At 68.4% G+C, this 22,240-nt stretch carries 22 protein-coding genes and 1 pseudogene; 12 read left to right on the top strand and 11 right to left on the bottom strand.

What is annotated here, in order from left to right; translation table 11 throughout:
* The first annotated feature begins 99 nt into the window (after positions 1 to 99).
* Positions 100 to 1,290 carry a glycosyltransferase 87 family protein gene (locus ACZ5IK_RS40645; protein WP_465492575.1) on the top strand — a complete coding sequence of 397 codons (1,191 nt, stop codon included), beginning with the start codon at positions 100 to 102 and terminating at the stop codon, positions 1,288 to 1,290.
* A 40-nt stretch (positions 1,291 to 1,330) separates the two neighbouring features.
* Here ACZ5IK_RS40645 and ACZ5IK_RS40640 read toward each other — a convergent pair whose 3' ends face one another.
* Entirely contained in the window at positions 1,331 to 1,606 is a 276-nt protein-coding gene (locus tag ACZ5IK_RS40640) for a hypothetical protein (protein ID WP_465492574.1), read from the bottom strand.
* A 129-nt stretch (positions 1,607 to 1,735) separates the two neighbouring features.
* Between ACZ5IK_RS40640 and ACZ5IK_RS40635 the strand changes: the two genes are divergently transcribed.
* Positions 1,736 to 3,016 carry a hypothetical protein gene (locus ACZ5IK_RS40635; protein ID WP_465492573.1) on the top strand — a complete coding sequence of 427 codons (1,281 nt, stop codon included), beginning with the start codon at positions 1,736 to 1,738 and terminating at the stop codon, positions 3,014 to 3,016.
* 475 nt (positions 3,017 to 3,491) lie between these two features.
* Here ACZ5IK_RS40635 and ACZ5IK_RS40630 read toward each other — a convergent pair whose 3' ends face one another.
* The 3 genes from ACZ5IK_RS40630 to ACZ5IK_RS40620 form a co-directional block, all read right to left on the bottom strand.
* The gene (locus tag ACZ5IK_RS40630; protein ID WP_465492572.1) at positions 3,492 to 4,313 is read right to left on the bottom strand and encodes a DNA ligase-like domain-containing protein; all 822 of its coding nucleotides are present in this window, start codon (positions 4,311 to 4,313) and stop codon (positions 3,492 to 3,494) included.
* A gap of 61 nt (positions 4,314 to 4,374) precedes the next feature.
* Positions 4,375 to 5,076 carry an ankyrin repeat domain-containing protein gene (locus ACZ5IK_RS40625; protein WP_465492571.1) on the bottom strand — a complete coding sequence of 234 codons (702 nt, stop codon included), beginning with the start codon at positions 5,074 to 5,076 and terminating at the stop codon, positions 4,375 to 4,377.
* The gene (locus ACZ5IK_RS40620; RefSeq protein WP_465492570.1) at positions 5,076 to 5,621 is read right to left on the bottom strand and encodes a GlcG/HbpS family heme-binding protein; all 546 of its coding nucleotides are present in this window, start codon (positions 5,619 to 5,621) and stop codon (positions 5,076 to 5,078) included. Before ACZ5IK_RS40620 ends, ACZ5IK_RS40625 begins: the two co-directional genes overlap by 1 nt.
* Positions 5,622 to 5,804: 183 nt before the next feature.
* Between ACZ5IK_RS40620 and ACZ5IK_RS40615 the strand changes: the two genes are divergently transcribed.
* Positions 5,805 to 6,974 carry a sensor histidine kinase gene (locus ACZ5IK_RS40615; RefSeq protein WP_465492569.1) on the top strand — a complete coding sequence of 390 codons (1,170 nt, stop codon included), beginning with the start codon at positions 5,805 to 5,807 and terminating at the stop codon, positions 6,972 to 6,974.
* On the top strand, positions 6,971 to 7,597 hold the full coding sequence (locus ACZ5IK_RS40610; RefSeq protein WP_465492568.1) for a response regulator: 627 nt from the start codon (positions 6,971 to 6,973) through the stop codon (positions 7,595 to 7,597). The genes ACZ5IK_RS40615 and ACZ5IK_RS40610 overlap by 4 nt, the downstream gene beginning before the upstream one ends.
* Before the next feature lie 10 nt (positions 7,598 to 7,607).
* Here the strand turns inward: ACZ5IK_RS40610 and ACZ5IK_RS40605 are convergent, their stop codons facing one another.
* Complete coding sequence (locus ACZ5IK_RS40605; protein ID WP_465492567.1) at positions 7,608 to 8,441, bottom strand: SAM-dependent methyltransferase; 834 nt, start codon at positions 8,439 to 8,441, stop codon at positions 7,608 to 7,610.
* A gap of 142 nt (positions 8,442 to 8,583) precedes the next feature.
* Between ACZ5IK_RS40605 and ACZ5IK_RS40600 the strand changes: the two genes are divergently transcribed.
* The 4 genes from ACZ5IK_RS40600 to ACZ5IK_RS40585 are packed head-to-tail and all read left to right on the top strand — an operon-like array spanning position 8,584 to position 12,020.
* Positions 8,584 to 9,102: a hypothetical protein gene (locus ACZ5IK_RS40600; RefSeq protein WP_465492566.1), complete on the top strand. Its 519-nt coding sequence runs from the start codon at positions 8,584 to 8,586 to the stop codon at positions 9,100 to 9,102.
* Between the two features lie 58 nt (positions 9,103 to 9,160).
* Positions 9,161 to 10,534, top strand: a complete 1,374-nt coding sequence (locus tag ACZ5IK_RS40595; RefSeq protein ID WP_465492565.1) for an NAD(P)/FAD-dependent oxidoreductase — start codon at positions 9,161 to 9,163, stop codon at positions 10,532 to 10,534.
* An 18-nt stretch (positions 10,535 to 10,552) separates the two neighbouring features.
* Positions 10,553 to 11,410, top strand: a complete 858-nt coding sequence (locus ACZ5IK_RS40590) for an alpha/beta fold hydrolase (RefSeq protein ID WP_465492564.1) — start codon at positions 10,553 to 10,555, stop codon at positions 11,408 to 11,410.
* Positions 11,411 to 11,450: 40 nt separating this feature from the next.
* Positions 11,451 to 12,020: a PadR family transcriptional regulator gene (locus ACZ5IK_RS40585; protein WP_465492563.1), complete on the top strand. Its 570-nt coding sequence runs from the start codon at positions 11,451 to 11,453 to the stop codon at positions 12,018 to 12,020.
* Here the strand turns inward: ACZ5IK_RS40585 and ddaH are convergent.
* The 6 genes and pseudogenes from ddaH to ACZ5IK_RS40555 all read right to left on the bottom strand — a co-directional run.
* A pseudogene (gene ddaH / locus ACZ5IK_RS40580) lies at positions 12,011 to 12,811 on the bottom strand (dimethylargininase); the annotation flags it as partial. The gene ACZ5IK_RS40585 and the pseudogene ddaH sit on opposite strands and share 10 nt — an antisense overlap.
* Before the next feature lie 13 nt (positions 12,812 to 12,824).
* Complete coding sequence (locus tag ACZ5IK_RS40575) at positions 12,825 to 13,487, bottom strand: DUF6875 domain-containing protein (RefSeq protein WP_465492562.1); 663 nt, start codon at positions 13,485 to 13,487, stop codon at positions 12,825 to 12,827.
* A complete protein-coding gene (locus tag ACZ5IK_RS40570; protein WP_465492561.1) occupies positions 13,484 to 14,863 on the bottom strand; it encodes an FAD-binding oxidoreductase in 1,380 nt (459 codons plus the stop codon). The genes ACZ5IK_RS40575 and ACZ5IK_RS40570 overlap by 4 nt, the downstream gene beginning before the upstream one ends.
* The gene (locus ACZ5IK_RS40565) at positions 14,863 to 15,180 is read right to left on the bottom strand and encodes an avidin-fold protein (protein WP_101609046.1); all 318 of its coding nucleotides are present in this window, start codon (positions 15,178 to 15,180) and stop codon (positions 14,863 to 14,865) included. Before ACZ5IK_RS40565 ends, ACZ5IK_RS40570 begins: the two co-directional genes overlap by 1 nt.
* Positions 15,173 to 15,574, bottom strand: a complete 402-nt coding sequence (locus tag ACZ5IK_RS40560; protein ID WP_174720429.1) for a cupin domain-containing protein — start codon at positions 15,572 to 15,574, stop codon at positions 15,173 to 15,175. Before ACZ5IK_RS40560 ends, ACZ5IK_RS40565 begins: the two co-directional genes overlap by 8 nt.
* 107 nt (positions 15,575 to 15,681) lie before the next feature.
* Complete coding sequence (locus tag ACZ5IK_RS40555; RefSeq protein ID WP_465492560.1) at positions 15,682 to 16,446, bottom strand: response regulator; 765 nt, start codon at positions 16,444 to 16,446, stop codon at positions 15,682 to 15,684.
* Positions 16,447 to 16,983: 537 nt separating this feature from the next.
* Between ACZ5IK_RS40555 and ACZ5IK_RS40550 the strand changes: the two genes are divergently transcribed.
* The 4 genes from ACZ5IK_RS40550 to ACZ5IK_RS40535 are packed head-to-tail and all read left to right on the top strand — an operon-like array spanning position 16,984 to position 22,157.
* Entirely contained in the window at positions 16,984 to 18,267 is a 1,284-nt protein-coding gene (locus ACZ5IK_RS40550) for a SidA/IucD/PvdA family monooxygenase (protein WP_465492559.1), read from the top strand.
* The gene (locus tag ACZ5IK_RS40545; protein WP_465492558.1) at positions 18,267 to 19,802 is read left to right on the top strand and encodes a class I tRNA ligase family protein; all 1,536 of its coding nucleotides are present in this window, start codon (positions 18,267 to 18,269) and stop codon (positions 19,800 to 19,802) included. The genes ACZ5IK_RS40550 and ACZ5IK_RS40545 overlap by 1 nt, the downstream gene beginning before the upstream one ends.
* On the top strand, positions 19,802 to 20,836 hold the full coding sequence (locus ACZ5IK_RS40540; RefSeq protein ID WP_465492557.1) for an NAD(P)/FAD-dependent oxidoreductase: 1,035 nt from the start codon (positions 19,802 to 19,804) through the stop codon (positions 20,834 to 20,836). The genes ACZ5IK_RS40545 and ACZ5IK_RS40540 overlap by 1 nt, the downstream gene beginning before the upstream one ends.
* Positions 20,837 to 20,852: 16 nt before the next feature.
* Positions 20,853 to 22,157 (top strand): FAD-dependent oxidoreductase, encoded by a 1,305-nt coding sequence (locus ACZ5IK_RS40535; RefSeq protein ID WP_465492556.1) that lies wholly within the window; start codon positions 20,853 to 20,855, stop codon positions 22,155 to 22,157.
* Positions 22,158 to 22,240 lie beyond the last annotated feature (83 nt).

The following is a 22,240-nucleotide window of genomic DNA, read 5'->3' as shown; positions in this document are numbered from 1 at the left end:
CCGGGGTAGGGGTCCGGCGGGATCGGGTACCGGGGTACCGGCGCCAAGACGGAACCCCGGCGCGATGTCCCCCGGTGCGTTTCCGGAGATCGTTTCCCCATGAAATGGTCGCAAGCGTCGCGCGTCAACCAGGCGCCGGTCATCGTCGGCGGAGCGATGACCGTACTCGCCCTGGTCGCGCTCGGCTGGTGGATCTCGGACACCCCGCTCGGCATCGATTCGGCGGTCTACCGGGCCGGCGGGTACGCCGTGGTCCACGGGGAGAGTCTCTATTCGCCGCTGCTCGCGCTTCCCGGCTGGGCACCGGACCTGCCGTTCACCTATCCGCCGTTCGCCGCGCTGCTCTTCACTTCGCTGACCGTGCTGCCGACCCAGCTGTGCTGGGGCCTGCTCGCGCTGGCGGCCGCACCTTCCCTCTACGTCGCGCTCCGGCCGTTCGCCGATCGCGCGCACCTTCCGCTTCTGCTGCTCGGCGCCTTCGCGCTGCAACCGGTGTGGCAGAGCATCGGCCTCGGACAGGTCAATCTCGTCCTGATGGCCGCGGTGGTGGCGGACATGGTCCTCCTGCGCGATTCCCGCTACCGCGGAATCGCGATCGGGATCGTCGCGGCGATCAAGCTGATCCCGCTGATCTTCATCGTCCACCTCCTGGTGGTCAGGCGATTCGCTGATGCGGCTCGGGCGCTGGCGGCTTTCGCCGGGGCGACGGCGTTCGCGCTGGTCGTCCTGCCGGCGGACTCCGTGCGGTACTGGACCTCGGCGATCTTCAATGGCCACTTCGCCGCGACGAAGGGCTGGGTGGGAAACCAGTCATGGCAAGGATTCGTCGGGCGGACGCTGCCGGAAGGCGGGGCGGCCACCGTGGTGATCGTGGCGGCCAGCGCGGCCTTCGCGGTGCTGGCGATGTGGCTCGTGCACCGGCTCCACCGCGCGGGCGATGATCGCGCCGCGCTGCTGGTCACGGCCGGATGCTCCCTGCTCGTCAGCCCGATCTCCTGGACCCATCACTGGGTCTGGGTGGTGCCCGCGCTCGGATACCTCGCAGCCAAGGGGTGGCGCGGGGCGGCGATCGTGGTCGCGGTCCTGTTCACCGGTTGGACGGTCGCCGTGGTTCCCGGCGGCGGTGGCGCCGAACGCGACTGGAACCTCGCGGAGGCGCTCGTCGGCAACGCGTATCTGATCGTTCTCGTCGTCGCGGGGGTTTCGCTGACCCGCCGGATTCTCACCCTTCGGAAAGACGCCGGATCTGAGCCATCGGGACGGATGTATGGCAGATTGAGACAACCGTGAACGAGCTCTACCGGATAACCCCCGGCGCATGGATCGAGAACTATTTGTGGGTGATCAAGGACGTGGCACCGTCGACCGTCTGACGAGGAAGCCGCCTTACCGCCTGTTGCTCGTCGTGCGCAACGGAGCGACGCTGGATCGGTTGCTCAGCCTTTTGCAGGTGCTGCGTGAGGACGTACCCGAAATCCGCTTCACCATCGAACCAGGATCGGTTTTCGATCAAGGGCTGTCCCGTCACATCGAAAGTCGCGGCTACGAGGTTCTGGCTTGGCAAGAAGCGACAGCGTCCAGCTTCGACGTGATCCTCGCCGCTCACGCGTCGTGGCAGCTGGCCGGTCTGCGCGGCTACCTCGTCGTTTGCCCCCACGGCGCCGGTTACAACAGGTTGGTGCCCGGCTCCACCGGGTCCGACACCGTGGCGACCGGCCTGGTCCGCAGCCAGCTGATGTACGACGGCGAGGTGATCCCCGATCTCATCTACGTGTCCCACGCGGAGCAGATCGGCAGGCTGCGCGAAAGCGTGCCGGAGGCGGCGGAACGTGCGGTGGTGCTGGGGGACCCGGTCTTCGACCGGATCTCGGATTCCGAGGTCCTGCGGAGCCGTTTCCGGCGGCAATTGAACGTGACCGAGGCCCAGAAGCTCGTGGTGGTGAGCTCGACTTGGGGACGGTACGGGACGTTGGGCACCCGTGAAGACCTGATTCCCAAGCTGCTCGCTCAGCTTCCCGTCCACGAATACCGCCTGCTGGTCATTCTGCATCCGAACGTGTGGGCGGGTCACTCGGCGGGTGAGGTCAAACTCTATTTGCAGGATTACTGCGACAGCGGATTGATGTACGTTCCTCCGCACACACCGTGGGAGGCGGGCCTGGTCGCCGCGGACATTCTGCTCGGTGATCACGGATCCGTGACCTACTACGGAGCCGCACTCGGGCGTCCTTACCTGTTGGTCGCCGACGGCCGAGCGGAGCTCGATCCTGTTTCGCCGCCGGCGTTGCTCAGCGGCGAAAGCGCGTACCTCGACCTCGGGCAGGACCTGCTGCCGCAGATCGAGCGCAACCTGGCTCCTCCCGATCCGGCCGACGTGACCGCGGTGGCCGCGGCGATGTTCCAGGAACAGGGTCGTTCCTGGGAGATTCTGCGAAACGGCCTCATCCGAGCCGCGGGGAGGCCTGTTCCGCAAAGGACGCCTCGCGTAGTCCCGGTGGGTGATCTTGAGGTACCACCTGGTCGTCCGCTTACGGCTTGGATGGTGCTGGCGAAGGTCTACGATCCCGGAAGCGGCCCGATGGTCGCCGTCCAGTGTTTTCCGCGAATCGCCGCCGAGCGTGTCGCCGATCTCAGCGAAGACTATCTGCAGGTCACGACGGAAGGCGAGACCGATCGATCGGTGCGGGAAAACAGTGAAGTGATCGTGCACGTGGATCCGGTCGCTCCGACGGTCGGTGAGAAATGGGCGGCAGGTATCTTCGCGCGTTATCCCGGCGTGGGGCTCGTGGGGTACGCCTTCGCGGAAGGCTGCAACCTGAAGTGGCGGGATGGGCCCGGTATCCGGGTCGACCACCCTGACGTGGTGGTGGGCGCCGCGGCCATCCATTGCTGGCGGGTCAACGGGTACGCGCTCGACGCGGTGGCGTCCTTCGAGGTCGACCTGGGGAGCGCGCAGGTAAAGCTCTTCATGACACCCCTCGATCATTCGAACGGGGTGCGAGTGAATGGGTACTGAGCCAGAGATTTTTTGTCGGGCGGCGAGCACGATGCGCGACGAAAAGATGATCGCCAGCTGTTGCGAACTTCGGCAGATCGGCTTCTGCGGCTCCGCGAGGCCGCAGACTTCCCGGAAGTAGCGGTGAAGGGGTCTGACCGGTTTATTTGAGGGGGTAAGTCATCGGTGGCGGGGGCAGGCTCCCCAGGGGGACCTGAGGAGCCTTGACTGTCCTTAAGGGACACTTTTCACGGTACGGTTGCCCGGTTTAGGTGCTTTGCGTGCTTCGCGACGGGGTCGTGAGTGGCAAAGAGGGTTAGAAGCCGAATTGCCACTCACGACCCCGTCGCAAAGCGTACATATAATCATCAATCAGACACTTACCCACCTGAAAGTGTCCTATGTGGACAGCCGAAGTTCGGTCGGCTCCCGTCGGCCGGTCCAGATCCGCCCCGGCACGACTCGACCGCGAAACATGACACGGTTGCCCTTCCCCTCAATGCGCCGTCGCCGCGCGGGGGAAGTCCTTGCGCTTGATCTTGGCCCGGCGCCCGTCCGGATGGTGGAAGACGATGCCTTCGGCGGGGTGCCCGGGGGAGAACCGGCTGTCCAGGGTGGCGAGGAAATCCCGGAGTTCGTGGTAGCTGCGCGGTGTCTCGGGCAGGGACGGCGCTTGGAAATTGAAGGGGATGCACCGGTGGTCTTCGAGTCCCAGGGGATTGCCTTGGATACGGGGGCCGAGTGCCTCGCTGGGGTGTTCCCCGTCCGGCCAGTCGGTGACGTCGGTATTCCCGGCGGCCGCGAGGATCCATTTGTCGTCGGCGGATTCGCTGTCGGTGTCGACGTACCAGCCGTCCACGATGCCCTGCAGTTTCTGCGCCTTGCTCGGGTTGCGTCGCTTTTCGACTCGGACCAGCAGGCCCGAGCGCACGGTCAACCGGATGTTGGTGCCGTCCAGTTTCTCGGTGCCCACCCCGGCGCCGTCGAACACCCACGCGCATTCGGCGCGGGGTCTGTCGATGACGTGGAAGCGCTCATCGCGCTCGAAAAGCGTGGGGATCTTTTCCATGACGGTCTTCCCTTTCACGACGTGCCCGATGAGTTCCTCGGCCGAGATGGCGCCGGCGGCCAGTCCGCCGGCGAGGGCACGTATCAGCTCCGCGACGGGGACGTCGGCTTCGACCGCCACGTGCTTCAGCGCCTTCTTCTCTTCCGGTGAAATCCAGGCGACCAGTCGCGACCAGCCCTCGGGAGGTGTCCAGCGGGCCAGCGTCGCAGGGTCTTTCCGCGGCCTGCCCCGTCCTCGTGCTTGATCCACGGTCGAACCGTAGCCAGCGACGACGACTTGTGTCAATTGGCATAACAGAAAATAGTCGGGATCAGCGTGCGGCCGCCTCCTTGAGGATCTGGGCGACCGTCGTCTGGCCTTTGGCTCGGGCGTGGGCGAGGGGAGTGACGCCGTCCTTGTCGGCGAGGTTCACGTCCGCGCCGGCGGCGGCGAGCGCCCGGACGACCTCCTGATGGCGCGGCCCGCCGTCGCCGAGGATGACCGCCTCCAGCAACGCGGTCCAGCCCAGGTCGTTCACGTGGTCGACGTCGATCCCGCTGTTCGCCACCAGCCGCACGTACTCGACGTGCCCGCGTTCGGAGGCGGGGATCAGCGAGACGCCGCCGAACCGGTTGGTGATGGTCAGATCCGGCTTGCTCCCGAGAAGCAGCTTCGCCATCGCCACGTTCCCGGTGACCCCGGTGACCAGCCAGGGCGTGTCATGCCGCCCGTCGAGCGCGTTCGGGTCGGCGCCCGCCTCGACGAGGACGCCGGCGACCTCGACCCGGTTCTCGGTGACGGCGACGAGCAGCGGGGTCCGGCCGCGATCGTCCCGCGTCTCCAAGTCGGCGCCTGCTTCGACGGCCTGCCTGACGAGGTTCACGTCGGCTTCGAAGAGTTGCTGCACGGGGACTCCTTGGCGGGGTGGCTGGGACTGGGTGGACGGGGGCGGTGGAGCGCTCGGCGCCTGCGCGGAGCAGGCACCGAGCGCGGCGGCGGCGAGCAGCGCCGTGATCGCTCGCCCGCCGATCATCAGCGGAGTTCCCCGATGGCGCGCAAGCCCGCCGTGGCGAACCGCTCGTCGAGGTCGCCGCTGGGCGCGCCGCCGACCCCGATCCCGGCGATCGGGCCGCCGTTGGCGGCGACCGGCACACCTCCGGCGAGGAAGAGGGTCCCGGGGATGTCGCGGATGGTCGGCCCGTTGCCCTGGGCGTTCTTGGCGAGCGCGGACGTCGGCTGCCCGAAGGAGACCGCGGTGAAGGCCTTGCGCTTGGCGGACTCCTCGGTCTGCGGTCCGGCGCCGTCGCCCTTGAGCAGGACGCGCACCGCGCCGGACCGGTCCAGCACGGCCACGGTGACCCGCTGCCCCTCCTTTTCGGCGGCGTCCAGCGCGGCTTGCGCGGCGCGGGTGGCGGCGTCGACGCCGAGCACGCTGGTCTGCACCACGGCCTGCGGCGCGGGCGGCTGCGGCCTCCGGTCCTGCGCCTGCGCCGCGCCGAGACCGGTGGCGAGTGCGACGGTCGCGAGACCGGCCGTCATACCCAGGACGAGGCGGGTGCGGGGGAGCTTGGCGTTCATCGGATTTCCTTTGCCGTGGGGTGGTTCGTACTCCTATGACTCTCCTGTCCGGCGGCTGCGGGCGAATCGGGAATGTGGAGCTTGATCGGGCGTCATCCGGTCGGTGCGGGCATCAACCGAACGATTGATGCGGCGGAACCCCCCTTCCTGCCTACGATCATCTGCGACGGAGGGAGGACCGTAATGAGGTCGCATATCGGGGCGGCCACCAGGCTGAACGCCGCCATGCACACCGGGTTCTTCCTGTTGCTGGCCGCGTCGGTCGCGCGGTTCGTCGCGGGGCACGGGCTGAGCGGTGCCACGCCGCTGATCCTCGTGCTCACCGGCACGCTCGCGCTGGTGTACGCGGCGGGAGTACTGAGCTGGTCCGTGCTCGGCCGGTGGCGCCAGGTCTGGCTGACCGTGGTGATCGTCGTCTGGCTCGCGCTGGTGGTGGCGGCGCCGAGCTTCGCCTGGTGTGCCGTGCCGTTGTTCTTCGTCTGTCTCCAGGTGCTGCGCCCGCGGACCGTGGTCGTGGTGGTCGCGGTGCTGACCGTCGCGACCATCCTCGCCCAGCTGCGGATCGCGAGCGGGTTCGATCCGAGCATCGTGCTCGCGCCGATCGCCGTCGCGCTGATGGCCACGATGACGTTCCTGCAACTCGACCGCGACCGGGTGGAGCTGGGTGACCTCGTCAAGGATCTGCTCCGCGCCAGGGTCGAGCTCGCGCAGAGCCAGCGCCTGGCGGGGATGGTGCAGGAGCGGGAGCGGCTGGCGCGGGAGATCCACGACGTCCTCGCCCAGGGGCTGTCGAGTATGCGGATGCTGTTGCAGGCGGCGCAGAGATCGTGGGACACGGATCTGGAGCTGGCCAAAGGACACGTGTCCCGCGCGGTCGACGCGGCGGGCGACAACCTCGCCGAGGCACGCCGGTTCGTCTCGGGCTTGGGGTCGCCGCGGCTCGACAGTGCCGATCTCGCGGCCACCTTGGAGGACCTGGTGGAGCAGGTCGGTTTCGCCGCCATGCACGTGGTGCGCTTCGAGACGAGCGGGACCCCGTATCCGTTGTCCTCGGAGGTGGAGGCGAGCCTGCTTCGGATCGCCCAGAGCGCGCTGGCGAACGTGAGCGATCACGCCGGGGCGAGCGAAGCCGCCCTCACTCTGACCTACTTGGCCGACAGAGTTGTTCTCGATGTCCGAGACGACGGTGTCGGCTTCGATCCGGCCTCGGCGCGTGCGAGCGGCGACCGGGGCCACGGTCTGCGGATGATCGGCGAGCGGCTCGCCGAACTCGGTGGTGAGATGGTCGTCGAGAGCGCGCAGGGAGAGGGCACCGCGCTCGCGGTCACCGTGCCCACCAGGGAGGTCCGATGACCGTCCGGGTGCTGGTCGTCGACGACCATCCGGTGGTGCGAGCGGGGATCGCCGCGCTGCTCGCCGGGGAACCCGACATCGACGTGATCGGCGAATGCACCGGCGCCGACGAAGCCGTCCTGTTCGCCGAGGACCGGAAGCCAGATGTCGTGCTGATGGACCTGCAGCTCGGCGACGGCCCCGACGGCGTGAACGCCACCGAGCGCCTGACCGCTCTGCCGGATGCCCCAAAGGTGCTGGTGCTCACCACGTACGACGCCGAACTGGACATCACCAGGGCGGTGGCCGCCGGCGCCACCGGCTACCTGCTCAAGGCGGGACCGCCCGAGGACCTCTTCCGCGGCATCCACGCGGCGGCGCGCGGCGAGACCGTGCTGGCACCCCCGGTCGCGGCCCGGCTCTTCGGGCACATGCGGGCACCGACAGCCGCACTCAGTCCTCGGGAGACCGAGATCGTGGGGCTGCTGGCGGAAGGCTTGATCAACCGGCAGATTGCGGCGCGCCTGTTCATTTCCGAAGCGACGGTGAAAACGCACCTGGTCCACATCTACGACAAACTCGGTGTCGACAGCCGTGCCGGTGCGGTGGCCGTCGCCACGGAACGGAGGATCATCCGTAACTGAGCGGGTCCGCTCAGGGCTTGCGCCCGACGGCGGCGACGATGCAGTTCCCGGCCGCCGGCATCGGTTCCGTGCGGGGGCCGGTGGGCCACCACGCGTCGTTGACCACGATGCCGGGGTCCATGAGTTCGAGGCCGTCGAGCATTTCCTCGATCTCGCCGCGGGTGCGGAAGAAACCGCGGCTGATGCTCTGGTTCAGGATCGCCTGCACCCGGTGGGCGATGGGACTGTGCTCGTTCTCCGGGTCGAAGAAATGCGAGAACGCCACGGAGGACCCGGAAGGAATCGCGTCGATGTAGGTCTGCAGCACCTGTGCCGGCGGCATTCCTTCGGCGGCGCTGTGGTGGTGCAGCGTGGCCACGTGCATCAGGGCCAGCGGGCGGTCGAAGTCGATCGTGGTGGTGACGACGTCGTTCTTCAGTACCTCTTCGGGTTCGAAGATGTTGGCCCCGATGAGGCGGGTCCTGTCGTTCTCTTCGAGCAGCGCGCGTCCGTGCGCGAGCACCACGGGATCGTTGTCGACGTACACGACCTGCGCGTCGGGATTGATCCGCTGCGCGACCTGGTGGGTGTTCTCCGCGGTGGGCAGGCCGGAGCCGCAGTCGAGGAACTGGTCGATCCCGGCCTTGCCCGCGAGGAAACGGACCGCGCGGGTCAGGAAGGCGCGGTTGCTGACCGCGATGATGTTGACCTCGGGTACGGCCTGGTTCAGCTGCGCGAGCAGCCGCCTGTCGACCTCGTAATTGTCCTTGCCGCCGAGGGCCGCGTCGTAGGCGCGCGCAACGCTGGGCACGGTCGTGTCGATCCTGTTCGAAGGAAGGTCGGCATTTCCACCGTCCTGGCCCACGGCAAACCCCACTGGTAATCAGACGATTACTCAACGTCGGAGAAAGGTTACCAGCGGGCCGTGTGCATTCCGTGATGAGGATGCCTTGCCCGCAGGCACAAATCAGGTCATGTCCGGCCGTCGAGTCCCCGAGACTGTTGGTATGACGGGGGAAGATCGGGCGCCGAAGAAGCGCACGACGTGGAAAGACGACCTGGCGATCGGCTCTCTGCTGGGCGTCATGCTGGTGACGCCGGCGGCGGTGGCCGTGTCCGCTTCGACCGGAGACTGGCTGTGGACCATCGTGGCGATTCCCGCCACGGTATCCCTCGCCCTGATCATCGGCGGGTTGGTCAGGACTCGCGCGGCCGCCGCACTCGGCTCGATAGGCCGCAAGAGCCGGGTCGCGACCACCTTCGCGGTTCTCGGAATGATCATCGGGGCCGCGGCGGGCGCGGCCCTGATCTGGTTCGGGATCTCCTTCAACCTCGACCCGGACATCTGCGACCCGGATCGCAGCACCTGCATCGCCGTGGTGGACGGGGTCGCCCGCGGCGAGTCCGACGAATCGGTCGGCGGTCAGCGGTTCAAGGCCTTCCTCCTGTCACTGGTCGCCATCCTCCCCGGCGCGCTCCTGCTGTACGCCGTCGCGCGTGCGGCGCTGGCGCGGGTTCGCGGTTGACGACCCATACTCAACAAGTTATATATGAATGATGTCCTATGCCGGTCGAGGTCGAGCAGTGGTACTCGGTGCGGGCGTCGCCGGTCTCGTGACCGCCCGGGTCCTGTCCGACCACTACGACGAAGTGGTCGTGGTCGAACGTGACGAGCTTCCGGACCGGCCGGACCACCGGCGGTTCGTCCCCCAGTCGCGGCACGCGCACGGCTTGCTGGGGTCCGGTCGCCGGATACTGGTCGGGCTGTTTCCCGGCCTGTCCGCGGAGTTGGCCGAGGCCGGCGCGCTCACCCCGGGCTCGGGCGATCCGGCGATGGGGGATCGGTCGATCTTCCTGGTCCGCGGCGGGACGACCATCCGGATCCCCGCCTGGTGGAGCGGTGGTTTCGGCGCCAGCCGGATCCTGCTCGAACACGCGATCCGGGAGCGCGTGCGGGTCTTGCCGAACGTCGTGGTCCGGGACCGGACGCTCGCCGTCGGGCTGCTGACCGACCGGACCCGCCGCCGGGTCACCGGGATCCGGACGGCCGACGACGACCTGGGCGCCGATCTGGTCGTCGACGCGTCCGGCCGCGGATCCCGGCTGCCGGAGTGGCTCGAACGGATCGGGTACCGGCCTCCGCCGGTGTCGGTCGTCCATTCCGACGTCCGGTACGTCAGCGTGGTCACCGAGCCCGACCCGTCGTTCGATCCCGAGTGGCTGGTCATCCTCGGTGGCGGCGGGGAATCCGCCTCGCCGGTCGGCGGTGTGGTGCTGCGCGTCGAACACGGCAGGCTGCACATCTCGTTCGGCTCGGTCGGGCGGAGCGAGCCGGTCCCCACGGGATTGCCGGAACTGCGCGCCTTCGCGGATCGGCTGACAGCGCCGGTGGTGGCCGAAGCACTCCGCAGGTCGACGCCCGTCGGACCGATCCGCACCTTTCGCGTCCGCAGCAACACCCGGCGCCATTACGACCGGATGCGCGAGATGCCGGCAGGCGTCATCGCACTCGGTGACGCCGCCTGCGCGGCGAATCCGATCTACGGCCAGGGAATGAGCGTGGCCGCCCTCTCGGCGACCGCGCTCGGCCGGGTGCTCACCGCCGAGGGTGGCGCGCCACGGCCGGGGTTCGAGCGCCGCGCCGCACGGGCCATGGCCGCGACCTCCGCCGACGCCTGGCGCCTCGCCGTCGGAGAGGACCTCCGCCACGGATGCCTCGCCGAAGGTGTCCGATCGCCCTGGACGGCGCGGTTCGGCGAGGGTTACCGCAACCGGCTGGAACGAGCGGCGGCGCTGGATCCCGAAGTGGCGGCGGCGTACAACGAGGTGCTCAATCTCCACCGGCCGGTGTCTTCGCTCGGCTCCCCGCGGATCGCCCGCCGGGTGCTGCGGCCCTTGCGGGACCGCGATCCGGGCCCGTTGTCCGCTACCGTCGCCGCCGTACTCGGAGTCGCCTGAACCGAGCGAGGAGCTCCCATGTTCCAGCCACAGTTCGTGGACGTCGACGACGTCCTGCTCCACGTCGAGACCGATGGTCCCGAAACCGGTCCGGCGGCGTTGTTCCTCCATGGCTGGCCCGACCTTTGGTTCACTTTCGAGCCGCAGATGACCGCGCTCGCCGAGCGGGGGTACCGGGTGATCGCGCCGGATCAGCGCGGCTACGGCCTGTCGTCCAAACCCGCCACGGTCGCCGACTACCGGATGCCCGAACTGGTCAAGGACATCGTGCTCCTCATCGAACACCAGAAGGCGGCGCCGGTGCATCTGGTCGGCCACGACTGGGGCGGGGCGGTGGCCTGGGCGGTGGCGATCGAACGGCCCGATCTGGTCCGGTCGCTGACCATCGTCAACTGTCCGCATCCGCAGGTGTTCGCCCGCACGCTGACCCGGCGGCCCTCCCAGCTGATGCGGAGCTGGTACATGCTGGCGTTCCAGATCCCCGGCCTCGCCGAGACGATCCTCGGTGCCCGCGGCGGCGCGGTTCTCGCGGCGATGCTCAAACACGGCGCCAACCTGAGCGAGGCCGACGTGGACCGGCACCGCGCCGTCTGGCGGCATCCGGGCACGATCCAGCGGCCACTGTTCTGGTACCGCGCGCTGTTCCGGACGCTGCCGCCTTCCGGCGCCGACCTGTCGGTCCGGGTGCCGACCCAGATCATCTGGGGCCGCCGGGACGGCGCGCTCGGCAAACTCCTCGCGGAACCGAGTGCCGCCCGGTGCGAGGAGTCCGAGCTGCACTGGCTCGACACGAGGCATTGGCCCCACCGCGAAGAACCCCTGCGGGTCACCGAGTTGCTCGAAGCCTGGTTCGCCCGGCACGCGGACCGGGCCTGATCCGGTTGATACTCTTCCGGTCGCCGCCGGAAGGAGCCCGATGCTCAGATTCGCCCTGCTGGGCTTTCTGCTGCGGCAACCCATGACCGGCTACGACCTGGCCACCGCGATCCGCACCAGTATCAACTTCGTGTGGCCCGCCCAGCTCAGCCAGATCTACCGGACACTGAGCCAGCTCGAGGACAGCGGGCTCGCGGTGTCCGAAGTGGAGCCACAGCAGGGCAGGCCGGACCGCCGGGTGTATTCGGCCACCGACGCCGGACGGCGGGCCTTCGACGCCTGGCTCGGCGAACTGGTCACCGAACGGGATCCGATCCGGGTGCCGTTCCTGGTCCGCTTCTTCTTTTCCGGATCCCGCTCGACGGAGGACACGGTGACCCAGCTCCGGGTGATGCGCGACCTCCACGTCAAGGACCGCGACAGGCTCGCCGACGAGCTTCCCCAGGAGATCACCGCGGCCGCCGCCCGCACCGAAGGGACCGAACTCGATCCCCTGATCTGGGATTCGGTCCGCCGCGCCGGTGAGATGATGGCGCAGACCTGGGTCGACTGGATCGACGAGACCATCGAACGACTGCAGCGCGCCGACGGGCAGCCTCCTCAGACGTGACGCAGTTCCAGCGTGCAGCATTTGACGCTTCCGCCGCCCTTGAGCAGCTCCGACAGATCGGCGCCGATCGGGTCGAAACCACGTTCCCGTAGCTGGGCGATCAGCCCCGTGGCGGCCTGCGGCAGGATGACGTGCCGCCCGTCGGACACCGCGTTCAGGCCGAACGCCGCGGCGTCGGCGGCCGACGCGATGACGGCATCCGGGTACAGCTCCTCGATCCGTCGCCGGCTTTCTTCGGTGAAGGCCTCCGGGAAGTACATGACCATGTCGTCGTTCAGCACGGTCAGCGCGGTGTCGAGATGGTAGTAGCGCGGGTCGGTCAGGGTCAGCCCCACCACCGGTACGCCGAAGAACTCCGCGCTCTCTTCGTGCGCCCGGGGGTCGGACCGGAAACCCGAACCCGCCAGGATCCGGGAACCCGCGATCAGGAAGTCGCCTTCCCCCTCGTTGTGCCACCGCGCCTGCCGCACTTCGCGGTAGCCGTTTTCGGTGAACCAGTTCAGATAGGACTCGGACTCCTGGCGGCGTTGCCGGTGGTGGAAGCGCGCGACCAGCACCCGCCCGTTCACCACCGTGGCGCCGTTCGCCGCGTACACCATGTCCGGCAGACCCGGCACCGGATCGAGCAGGTCCACCCGGTGGCCCAGTTCGACGTAGAGGTCCCGCAGCCATTCCCACTGGGTGATCGCGAGTTCGGTGTCGGTGGGCTTGCCAGGATCCATCCACGGATTGATCGAGTACTCGACATCGAAGTACGCCGGTCTGACCATGAGATAGTGCCGCATCTGTGTTCTCCCGAAGTGCTCAGGCCGTCTGCAAGGATTTTTCGTTGCCTGCCAGCCGCTTGACCAGCTGGTCGCGGATGCGGGGCGGGATGTCCGGGGCGAAACGCCGGAAGTAGCTTTCGGCGTGCACCGTGCTGTCCATCAGGAACGGCAGGTCGAAGACGACCAGTTTGCGGATGGCCAGCAACGGTACCGGCGCGCGCAGCGCCTTGAACTTCTCGTTCCACAGGCCGGGCTGGTCGCAGACCGGGTGGAACTGCCCGATCATCAGGCCGTCGTTGACGAACTTGTCCTTCGCCTCGCGCTGCAGGTCGTCCAGCACCGTCGGGTCCTGGTAGTCCAGTTGCGGCAGCACCAGGAGGATCGTCAGCAACTCCCGTTCCGTGGGCGAAATCCTGGCCGACAGCCGCTCGTGCCACGAGCGCAGGCTCTCGATCGCGTCGCGGACGTCCGTCTCGCCGTTGGTGGCGGTCAGTGCGGCCAGATGGAAAAGTCCTTTGTGGAGTGATGGCTGGGTGTAGGGGCATACCGGGCCGTTCCGGCCCAGTTCCGGGTGGGGGGACACCAGGTAGCGTCCCGCCCAGGAAAGGATTTCCCGGACATACGGTAGATGTTCCGCCGGCAGGGCGCCGCTTTCGACCTCGGCCGCCGTCCAGATGAGAACCTTGTTGTCGCCGATCATGATCCGATGCTTTGTGCGAAGGTGAAGACGCCGTCAGGGTCGACCCGGTTCTTGATGTCCTTCAGCCGCGGGTAGTTGACGCCGTAGTAGGCGTCGCGCCAGTCCGCGAGATCCGGGTCGATGAAGTTCTGGAAAGCGCCGTCGGACACGTACGGCGACAACGCCTCCGCCAGGTCCGTCAACCAGTGAAGGTTGGCGTCGACCACGGCGGGCTCGTCGTTCTCGGCCCACGAGGTGTCCATGGACAGCAGGAACATCGCGTTCCGGTGGGCGAAAGCGGTGTCCGTCGCGCCCACCCGGTTGATCGCGCCGCCCCAGGAGAACAGGGCCGCGCCACCGCCGTCCGGGTTGCCGCTGCCGGGCCAGCGGTCGACGAACGAGAGCATCGTGGCGATCGCTTCGTCGGGCAGTGGTTCGGTGACGATGTTGGTCCGCGCCGCGAACGCGCCCTCGGCGGTCTCGTGCAGCAGATCGTCCTTGGCCTGCCAGAAGGTCCGGTCTTCGATGTCCACGCGGATCGGCTGGGCGACGGACAGGACGGGGTCGAGTATCTCCCGCAACTCCTTGGCGGAACCGAGATACTGCCCGATGGCCGATACCACGGACTTCGACCCGCCGACCGTGCTGACGCCGATCCTGGCCGCGAACTCGTCCGGTGCCCGCCGCACGATCTCTTGCAGGACCGACACGACCTTCGGCGCGTCCGCGCGATCCCACAGCACCAGGTAGCTGGCGCAGTCGGTCACCGGCCTCGCCTGGAAGGTGAAGGACACGTTGACGCCGAAGTTCCCGCCGCCGCCACCGCGGCACGCCCAGAAGAGGTCCGCGTTCTCGTTCGCGTCGCAGTGCAGCACTTGCCCGTCCGCGGTCACCAGTGTGGTCGCCACGAGCGCGTCCGCGGTGAGCCCGAGTACGCGCGAGGTGGCACCACAACCGCCGCCGAGAGTGAGGCCCGCGATGCCGACCGTGGCGCCGTTGCCCAGCGCGAACGCCATCTCGTGGGGCTGGATGGCGGCATAGACGTCCGCCATCCGCGCGCCGCCCGCGGCGGTCACGAGCCCGGTCGATCCGTTGGCGGACACGGTGTTCATCGCGCCGAGGTCGATGACGAGACCGGTGTTGACCGAATGTCCCGCGTAGCTGTGCCCGCCGCCCCGTGCGACGACGTCGACACCGGCGTCGCGTGCCCACTCGATGGCTTTTCGCACGTCCGCGGTGTTCTCCACGGACACGACACCGGCGGGGGTGATGCCGGCGAATCTCTTGTTGAACGGCGTGCTGGCCTCGCCGAACCCGGTTTCCCCGGGGCGGCGGACACGGCCCGCCACGGTGCGGTCGAGGAGTCGCCAGTCCGCGTCGTCTGGGCTGCGGGACACTAGCTCACCTCGTCGAGGTAGGAGACGCCGGTGGCGGCGTGCGGGCCGTAGCGTTCCCACACCTCACGCAGCCGGAGATGACCGTCCTCGGCCACCTCCGGCGTGTTCACCGTGTGCCCGCAGATCACCTCGCCGGTGGCGAGCACCAGCGTGTACCCCAAATGGAGGGCCCCGTTCTCCCGGCGGGTGCCGGTGATCGCTCCCCGTCGCACCTCACCCCCGGCGAACTCGGCCCAGACGACGTCGCCCTCTTGGCGGTATTCGGCGATCGCCTCGGCGCCTTCTTTGCGGAATTTCCGCCCGTCGTAATTAATCATGGGACTCGGCCCGGTCGATCTCGTGGGTGATGAACTCGTCGGACATCGCGCGGTCCCACCAGATCGCGTAGTAGGCGAAGTCCTCGTCATTGTCATTGACGAGGTAGTGTTCGATCTCCGGTTTCAGGAATACGAGGTCACCCGCGGTGAACTTGTGCCGCTTTTCACCGGTGACCACCTCGGCGCTCCCGGTCATTCCGATGAAGATCTCGTGCTCGTGATGAGCGTGGGCAACCGATACGTCACCAGGACGCAGCACGCACCAAGCTCCTCGAAACGGTGCCGTCATACCGTTCCACGGATAAAGCAGCTTCATGTCCAATCCGTAGGCGCGCGTCAGGTTCTCGTGTTCCAGCCTGCGGATGTCCACGACAGCTTGGTCTTGGTCAGTCACATCCCACTCCGATCGGCGTGCTTTTCATGTCGGGCGTTCGGTGCTGACCGAGGCTATATTTGGCCTGCTTCCCGGCAACAGGGGAACTATTCCCGATTGCCGGTGAATCAGCCGCGGCCGAGACCTGCGTCCCGCGCCAGCACTATCGCCTGTGCGCGATCGGCTACGCCGAGTTTGCCGAAGACGACGGAAACGCGATTGCTGATGGTCTTCGGCGCGAGCGCGAGCTCGCGCGCGATGGCCGAGTTCGCCTTGCCGGCGGCGATGCGGTCGAGTACCTCTCGCTCCCTGGTCGTCAGCTGTGGGAACGGGTAGGGGTCCGGACCGGTCGCCGACCGCATCAGCGCGCCGAACCGGCAGGCGATCGCCTTCCCGACGATCGCCTCGCCCGCCGCGACGACCTGCACCCCGCGGACGACCTGGTCCAGATCGGAGCTCTTGATCAGGTATCCGCGCGCTCCGGCGTGCAGCGCCGACCTGATCGCGGTGTCGTCGTCGGCCGAGCTCAGGACCAGGACCCTGGTCTCCGGCGCGATCCGCGCCACCCGGCTGATGACGTCGACGGTCGAGAACTCGCCCAGTTGCGGATCGATGACCAGCACGTCCGGCTGGTGCCGGAAGGTTTCCGAGATGGTCGCGTTCGCCGTCGCCGCCTCACCGACGACGGCGATGCCGCCGACGTCTTCGAGCGCGGACCTGACCCCGTAGCGAATCGCCGGCTGGCTGTCGGCGAGCAGAACGGTCACCCAAGCGGGACCGCTGCTCTCCTCGGACGTGGTGTGGTTGGGCAACAGCTTCGCGGTGCGCCGCCGGTCGTGACGTTCGACCGGCCACAGACGAGCGGTGCTGCCGATACTGGCGTGGTGATTCATCTTTCCCCCTACCTGCCGCTACTGAGCCTGCCTGATCGGCTCCGTTCAGTGAACTGCGATGAAGATGCGCGCTCGACCGTGGCGGGGATGGGGCTGCCGACCGCGAGAAGAGTCTATGTAGTAAGTATCGAACGGATCTATATGACTGTTATGGGCAATTGATCGCAATCAATTTCGCGGCCGGAGGGAAGCGTCCGATCAACAGGGAAGAAGCGGCAGACAGGGTGATCGCGATCGTCCCCGCCCTGGTGACATCGCCGTGCCTCAACGTATCGCGAGCCCGAAGGGGCGGACGGCCTGGCCCGTATGATCGCCTCGTGGTGCCTTGGCGGCAATTATGCCGTCGTGGTAGCGGAGAAAAAGGTCGCGGAGGCTAGTCGCCCGCATTTCCCCCGGAAAGGGGAGATCTTCCCGGCCATCGGGAAACCCCGGGGAGGCCCGGTGAGATTCCCCGGACCTCGGGAAAGTCATCCCTATCGTCGGGGAAATGCCGCTGCCTAGTGTCGGCATCCTATTCTGGACGAACGGGGTGTATCTGTGACTGAAATACAGGTGGGTTTGCTGGCGATCGGTGCGGGGCCTGCGAACCTGGCGCTCGCGGTGGCCATCGAGGAGTCCGGGAATCCGGAGCTGGCCGAGCAGACGCTGCTGCTGGAGCAGAGCCCGGACATCAAGTGGCAACGCGACTTGCTGATGCCGTGGGCGCGCAGTCAGGTCTCCTTCCTCAAGGATCTGGTGACCCTGCGCAATCCGCGCAGCAAGTTCTCGTTCCTCAACTTCCTGCACGACCAGAAGCGGCTCGACGAGTTCGTGAACCTCGGCACCTTCCACCCGTTCCGCTGGGAGTTCTCCGACTACCTGCAGTGGGTCGCGAAGTCGCTGGACCAGGTCCGGATCCGGTACGACGCGAAGGTGCAGAGCATCGAGCCCGCGCGTGGCGCCGACGGGTCGATCACCGGCTGGGTCGCCACACTCACCGACGGGGACACCATCCGCTGCCGCGACCTGGTCGTGGGCGGCGGCCGTGACACGCACGTGCCGGACGTCTTCGCCGACCTGCCGCCCGATCGCCTCATCCACAGTGCCCAGTACCGGCGCCGGATCGCGGAGCTGCCCGCGGACGCGCCGCTGCGCGCCGTCGTGGTGGGCGGGGCCCAGAGCGCGGCCGAGATGTTCATGGCCCTGCACGACAATCTGCCCAACAGCACCCGGACCATGATCGTGCGGTCCATCGGCCCGCAGAACTACCAGACCAGCAAGTTCGTCAACGAGCTGTTCTTCCCGTCGTTCGTCGATCGCTTCTACGACAGCCCGCCCGAGATCCGCCAGCAGGTGCTGGAGGAGATGCGCCTGACCAACTACGCCGGCGCGGCCCCGCCGTTCCTCGACCACATCTACACCACGCTGTACCAGCAGCGCGGCATCGGTCAGCAGCGGTCGGAGGTGCGGACCCTGACCGAAGTGGTCGGCGCCAGGATCGAAGACGACGAGGTCGTCCTCGATCTGCGGGACCGGACCAGCGGCAAGGTCGAGGCGCTGCAGTGCGACTTGGTGCTCCTCGGCACCGGCTTCGACCAGCGGATGCCCGCGATGGTCCGCGACCTGGCCGACCGCGTCGGCCTGTCCGAGGTCTCCGTCAGCCGCTGCTACCGGGTCGATCTCGGCGATTCCGCCTGGGGCGCGGTGTATCTGCAGGGCATCAACGAAGCGACGCACGGTATCGCCGACTCGCTGATCAGCGTGCTGGCCCACCGGTCCCGTGACATCGTCAGCGATCTGCTCGCCCGCCGGGGCGCCGCCGCCGAGTCGAGGACCGCCTGATGAACCGGCTGGTGGTGATCTCGCCGGCACCGACGGCGAACGGCGACCTGCACCTCGGCCACCTCGCCGGTCCGTTCCTGGCCGCGGACGTCTGCACCCGGTACGCCCGCGCGTCCGGCACGGAAGCGCTCTACGGCACCGGCATGCACTTCACCCAGAACTACATCGTCACCGCGGCGGCTCGCCTCGGCGTGGCGCCTGAGGACCTGCGGGAGCGCTCCGCCGAGCAGGTCCGGCAGACCCTGACCACCATGGGCGTCGAGGTCGACGGGTTCGGCTGTATCGGCGACCGGTTCACCAAGCTGGTCATGGACTTCTACGACCGCCTGCACAGCACGGGCAAGCTGGAGCTGCGGACGGTCCGGTTCCCGTACCTGCCGAGCACCGGCGAGTACCTGATGGACGCGTACGTCACCGGCGGCTGCCCGTTCTGCCTGGCCGACGGGTACGCCGGGATCTGCGAGAGCTGCGGTCTCCCGGTCGCGCCCGGCGACCTGATCGGCCCGCGGTCGACGCTGCGCCCGGACGAGCCGCTGGACTACCGCGAGGCGGACATCCTCGTCTTCCCGGTGGAGCGGTACCGCGCGGACCTGGAGGCGTACTTCGCCCGGACCCCGATGCGTCCTGGCATGGCCCAGCTCATCGAGTCCGCGCTCGCGGGTCCCCTGCCGGACTTCCCGATCACCCAGCCGACGTCGTGGGGTATCCCGGCGCCGTTCCCCGAGGTGCCGGGGCAGGTGATCTACCCGCATATGGAGGGCATGCCGTGGAGCATGTTCACCACCGCCCTCGCCGCCGAAAAACGCGGCGCGGTCCTCACCGCCGACGACGAGCTGTGGCAGGAGGACTCCGGTTCGACCGTGGTGTACTTCCTCGGCCTCGACGCGACGTATCCGTTCGCGATCGTGGGCACGGCGATGCTCACCGCGCTCGGCGGTCACGTGCTGCCCGCGCAGTACATCACCAACGAGTTCTACGAGCTGGCCAACGAAAAGTTCTCCACCAGCCGGGGGCACGTGGTGTCCGGCCGCGAGCTGGCCGCCGAGGTGCCGCGCGATCTCATCCGCTTCCATCTCTGCGCCACCAGCCCCGAATACCAGCGCACCGACTTCACCCACGAGGCCCTGCTCCGGGTCAGCGAGACCCGGCTGACCGGGCCGTGGAACCGGGTCGCGGCGGTGGTCGACGCCTGGGTGGACCGCGGTCCGCTGACGGTTTCCGCCGACGCCAGGCGGACGGCGCTGCGGATGCTCGAACGGTTCGCCGACGGGTACGAGCTCCCGCGGTTCAGTGTGACGGCCGTGGCGTCGACCCTCGCCGAGCAACTCGGGCGGCTGGACCGGCTTGCCGCCTCGGTGACCGCCGAGACCGCGGGAGACCTCTGCCATCAGGTGGACGTCTTCCTGCGTTGTGCCGCCCCGATCCTGATCGATCTCGCGGCGGGCGCGCTGCCCGACACGACGTTGCCCGGACAGGTGGACGCGGACACGGTCATCCCCAAGAGATTGCCCCGGCTCGCCGGGGCGGGCGGCTGATGGCTTCGGTCGCCGTCGTCGGTGCCGGGGTGACCGGACTGGTGACCGCGATCGAGTGCGCGCTCGCGGGTCACCGCGTCACCGTGCTCGATCGCGGTCCCGTCCCGAATCCCGCGTCGACGTCGTCCGATCAGCACCGGGCCCTGCGGGTGCTGCGGCCGGACGATCTCGAGGGCACGCGGCGGATGGCCGAGGCCCGCCGCCGTTGGCTGGAACTGGAGTCGTTGCTGCGGACCACGCTCTTCCGCCCGGTCGGCGTGGTCACCGCGGGCACCCCGGACGAGCTCGAGCGGGCCCTCGACACCGCGGCGCTGGCCGGGCTCGCCGCGGTCACCGTCTTGCCGGAAACCCTGGCGCCCGTGGCGTTCCCCGCCGGAACCGGCGGAGTGCTCGACCCGGGCGCCGGGGTCCTGCTGGCGGACCGATTCCTGCGCGCGGCGGCCGAATGGCTCGCCGCGCACCCTTCGGTGACGTTGCGGCCGCACTGCGCCGTCGACGGTATCGACGACCATCGGGTGACCCTGGCCGACGGCACCGCCGTGGGCGCGGATCTCGTGCTGGTCGCGGCGGGCCCCTGGAACACCGAACTGGTCGAGCAGCCCGTCGTGCTGTATCGCCAGACCATGATCTACCTGAGCCCGCCGCGGGATCTGGCCGGCTGGTGGGCGTCGGCCCCGGGAGTCGGCCGGATCGGCGGCGGCCGCACGGCCTGGCTGCTGCCGCCCGGTGAGGGCACCCTGCTCAAGATCAGCTCGGACGCGGTGTGCCGTCAGGTCGCGACCACCACTGAACCGGATCGCGAACCGTGGGCGGACCGGTTGCTCGCCGAGCCGATCCTCACCGGCGCCGCGGACTACGCCGTCGTGGCCGTGCGGGAGTGCCACTACGCGGCCGATCCCGTCGACGGTGGCCCGATTCTCACCCGGATCCGCCCGTCGGTGTGGTCCCGTCCCGCCTGCGGCGGATCCGGGTTCGGCACCGCACCGCTCGTCGCCAGGGAAATCCTCGGCGCTGTCATGGAGGTCAGTGCGTGAACAAGGGGAGTGCATAGTGGAGTTCGCGATCGTGGGCGCCGGCATGGCCGGCGCTTTCCTGGCGCTTTCGCTGGGCAGGCAAGGGCATACGGTCACGGTGTACGACCGTCGTCCGGACCCCCGCGAGACAGCCAGCGCGGTGACGTCCATGAATCTCGGGCTGTCACGGCGCGGCCTGGCGGCGTTGGACCGGCTCGGGCTGTCGGAGGAAGTGCGGCGGCTCGTGGTGCCGATGCAGGGCCGGATGCTGCACAACACCGACGGCGGGCTGCGGTTCTCGGCGTACGGCGAGGGCGGCATCCTGGCCATCCAGCGCCAGGACCTGAGCGCGCTGCTGGTGGAGGAAGCCGGCCGGGTACCCGGCGTGCGGTTCGTGTTCGACACGCGCTGCACGGGGATGGACCGTGACCTGCCCTCGGTGTCCTTTGTGGACCCGAATGGGCAGGCGCTCGTGGTGAAGCCGGATGTCGTGGTGGGCGCGGACGGCGCGTTTTCGGCCGTCCGCCGGTTCATGCACCACGAGCAGCGTGCGGAGTTCTCGCAGAACTACCTCGAATGGGGCTGGCGCGAACTCCACATCCCGGCGGCGGCCGACGGTTCCCATCGCATGGCGGACGACGTCTTCCACCTCTGGCCCCGCGGCGACATCATGATGTTCGCCCACCCCAACCGCGACGGCTCCTTCACCTGTTCCTGCGTCCTCCCGTTCCACGGCACGCACGGCTTCGACTCGCTGCGGACGGCGTCGGACGTGGAAGCGTTGTTCCGCGAGTACTTCCCCGACGTCCTGTCGCTGGTTCCCGACCTCGGCGAGACGTTCCTGCGGCAACCGACCTTCAACCTCGTCACCGTCAGCACCGCGCCGTGGACCTACGAGGGCAAGGTGGTGCTGATCGGCGACGCCTGCCACGCCGTCTATCCGTTCCTGGCGCAGGGGATGAACTCGGCCTTCGAGGACGCGCTGGAGCTGACGGAGAGCCTCGCCCATCATCCGAACAGCACCTCGTCGGCGCTGACGAGGTACTACTCCCGCCGCAAGCCGAACACCGATGCCCTGGCGACCATGTCCCACCGCAACTTCGCCGAGCTCCGCGACACCGTGCGCTCGCCGGCGGTCCGCTTGGAACGCGCTTGCGACACGGTGCTGGAGAAGGTTCTCCGGCACCGCTGGATGCCCCTGCACGCGATGGTCACCAACACCACGGTCCCGTATGCCAAGGCACTGCACCGGGCGACCCGCCAGCACCGCATCCTGAAGTACTCGGCCGCGGCCGCTCTCTCGACCGTGGCCGCGGCTGCCGTCCGGCGCCTGCGTCGCTGAAGGCGCGGCTAGCGGGGGGGGGGAACCCCCCCCCCCCCGCACCACAAGAGGAGGGAAGGCAAACACCCCGAGAACAACTCCAC

The sequence above is a fragment of the Amycolatopsis sp. NPDC031561 genome, assembly GCF_055580625.1.
This window is presented reverse-complemented; position numbering and strand designations above follow the sequence as displayed.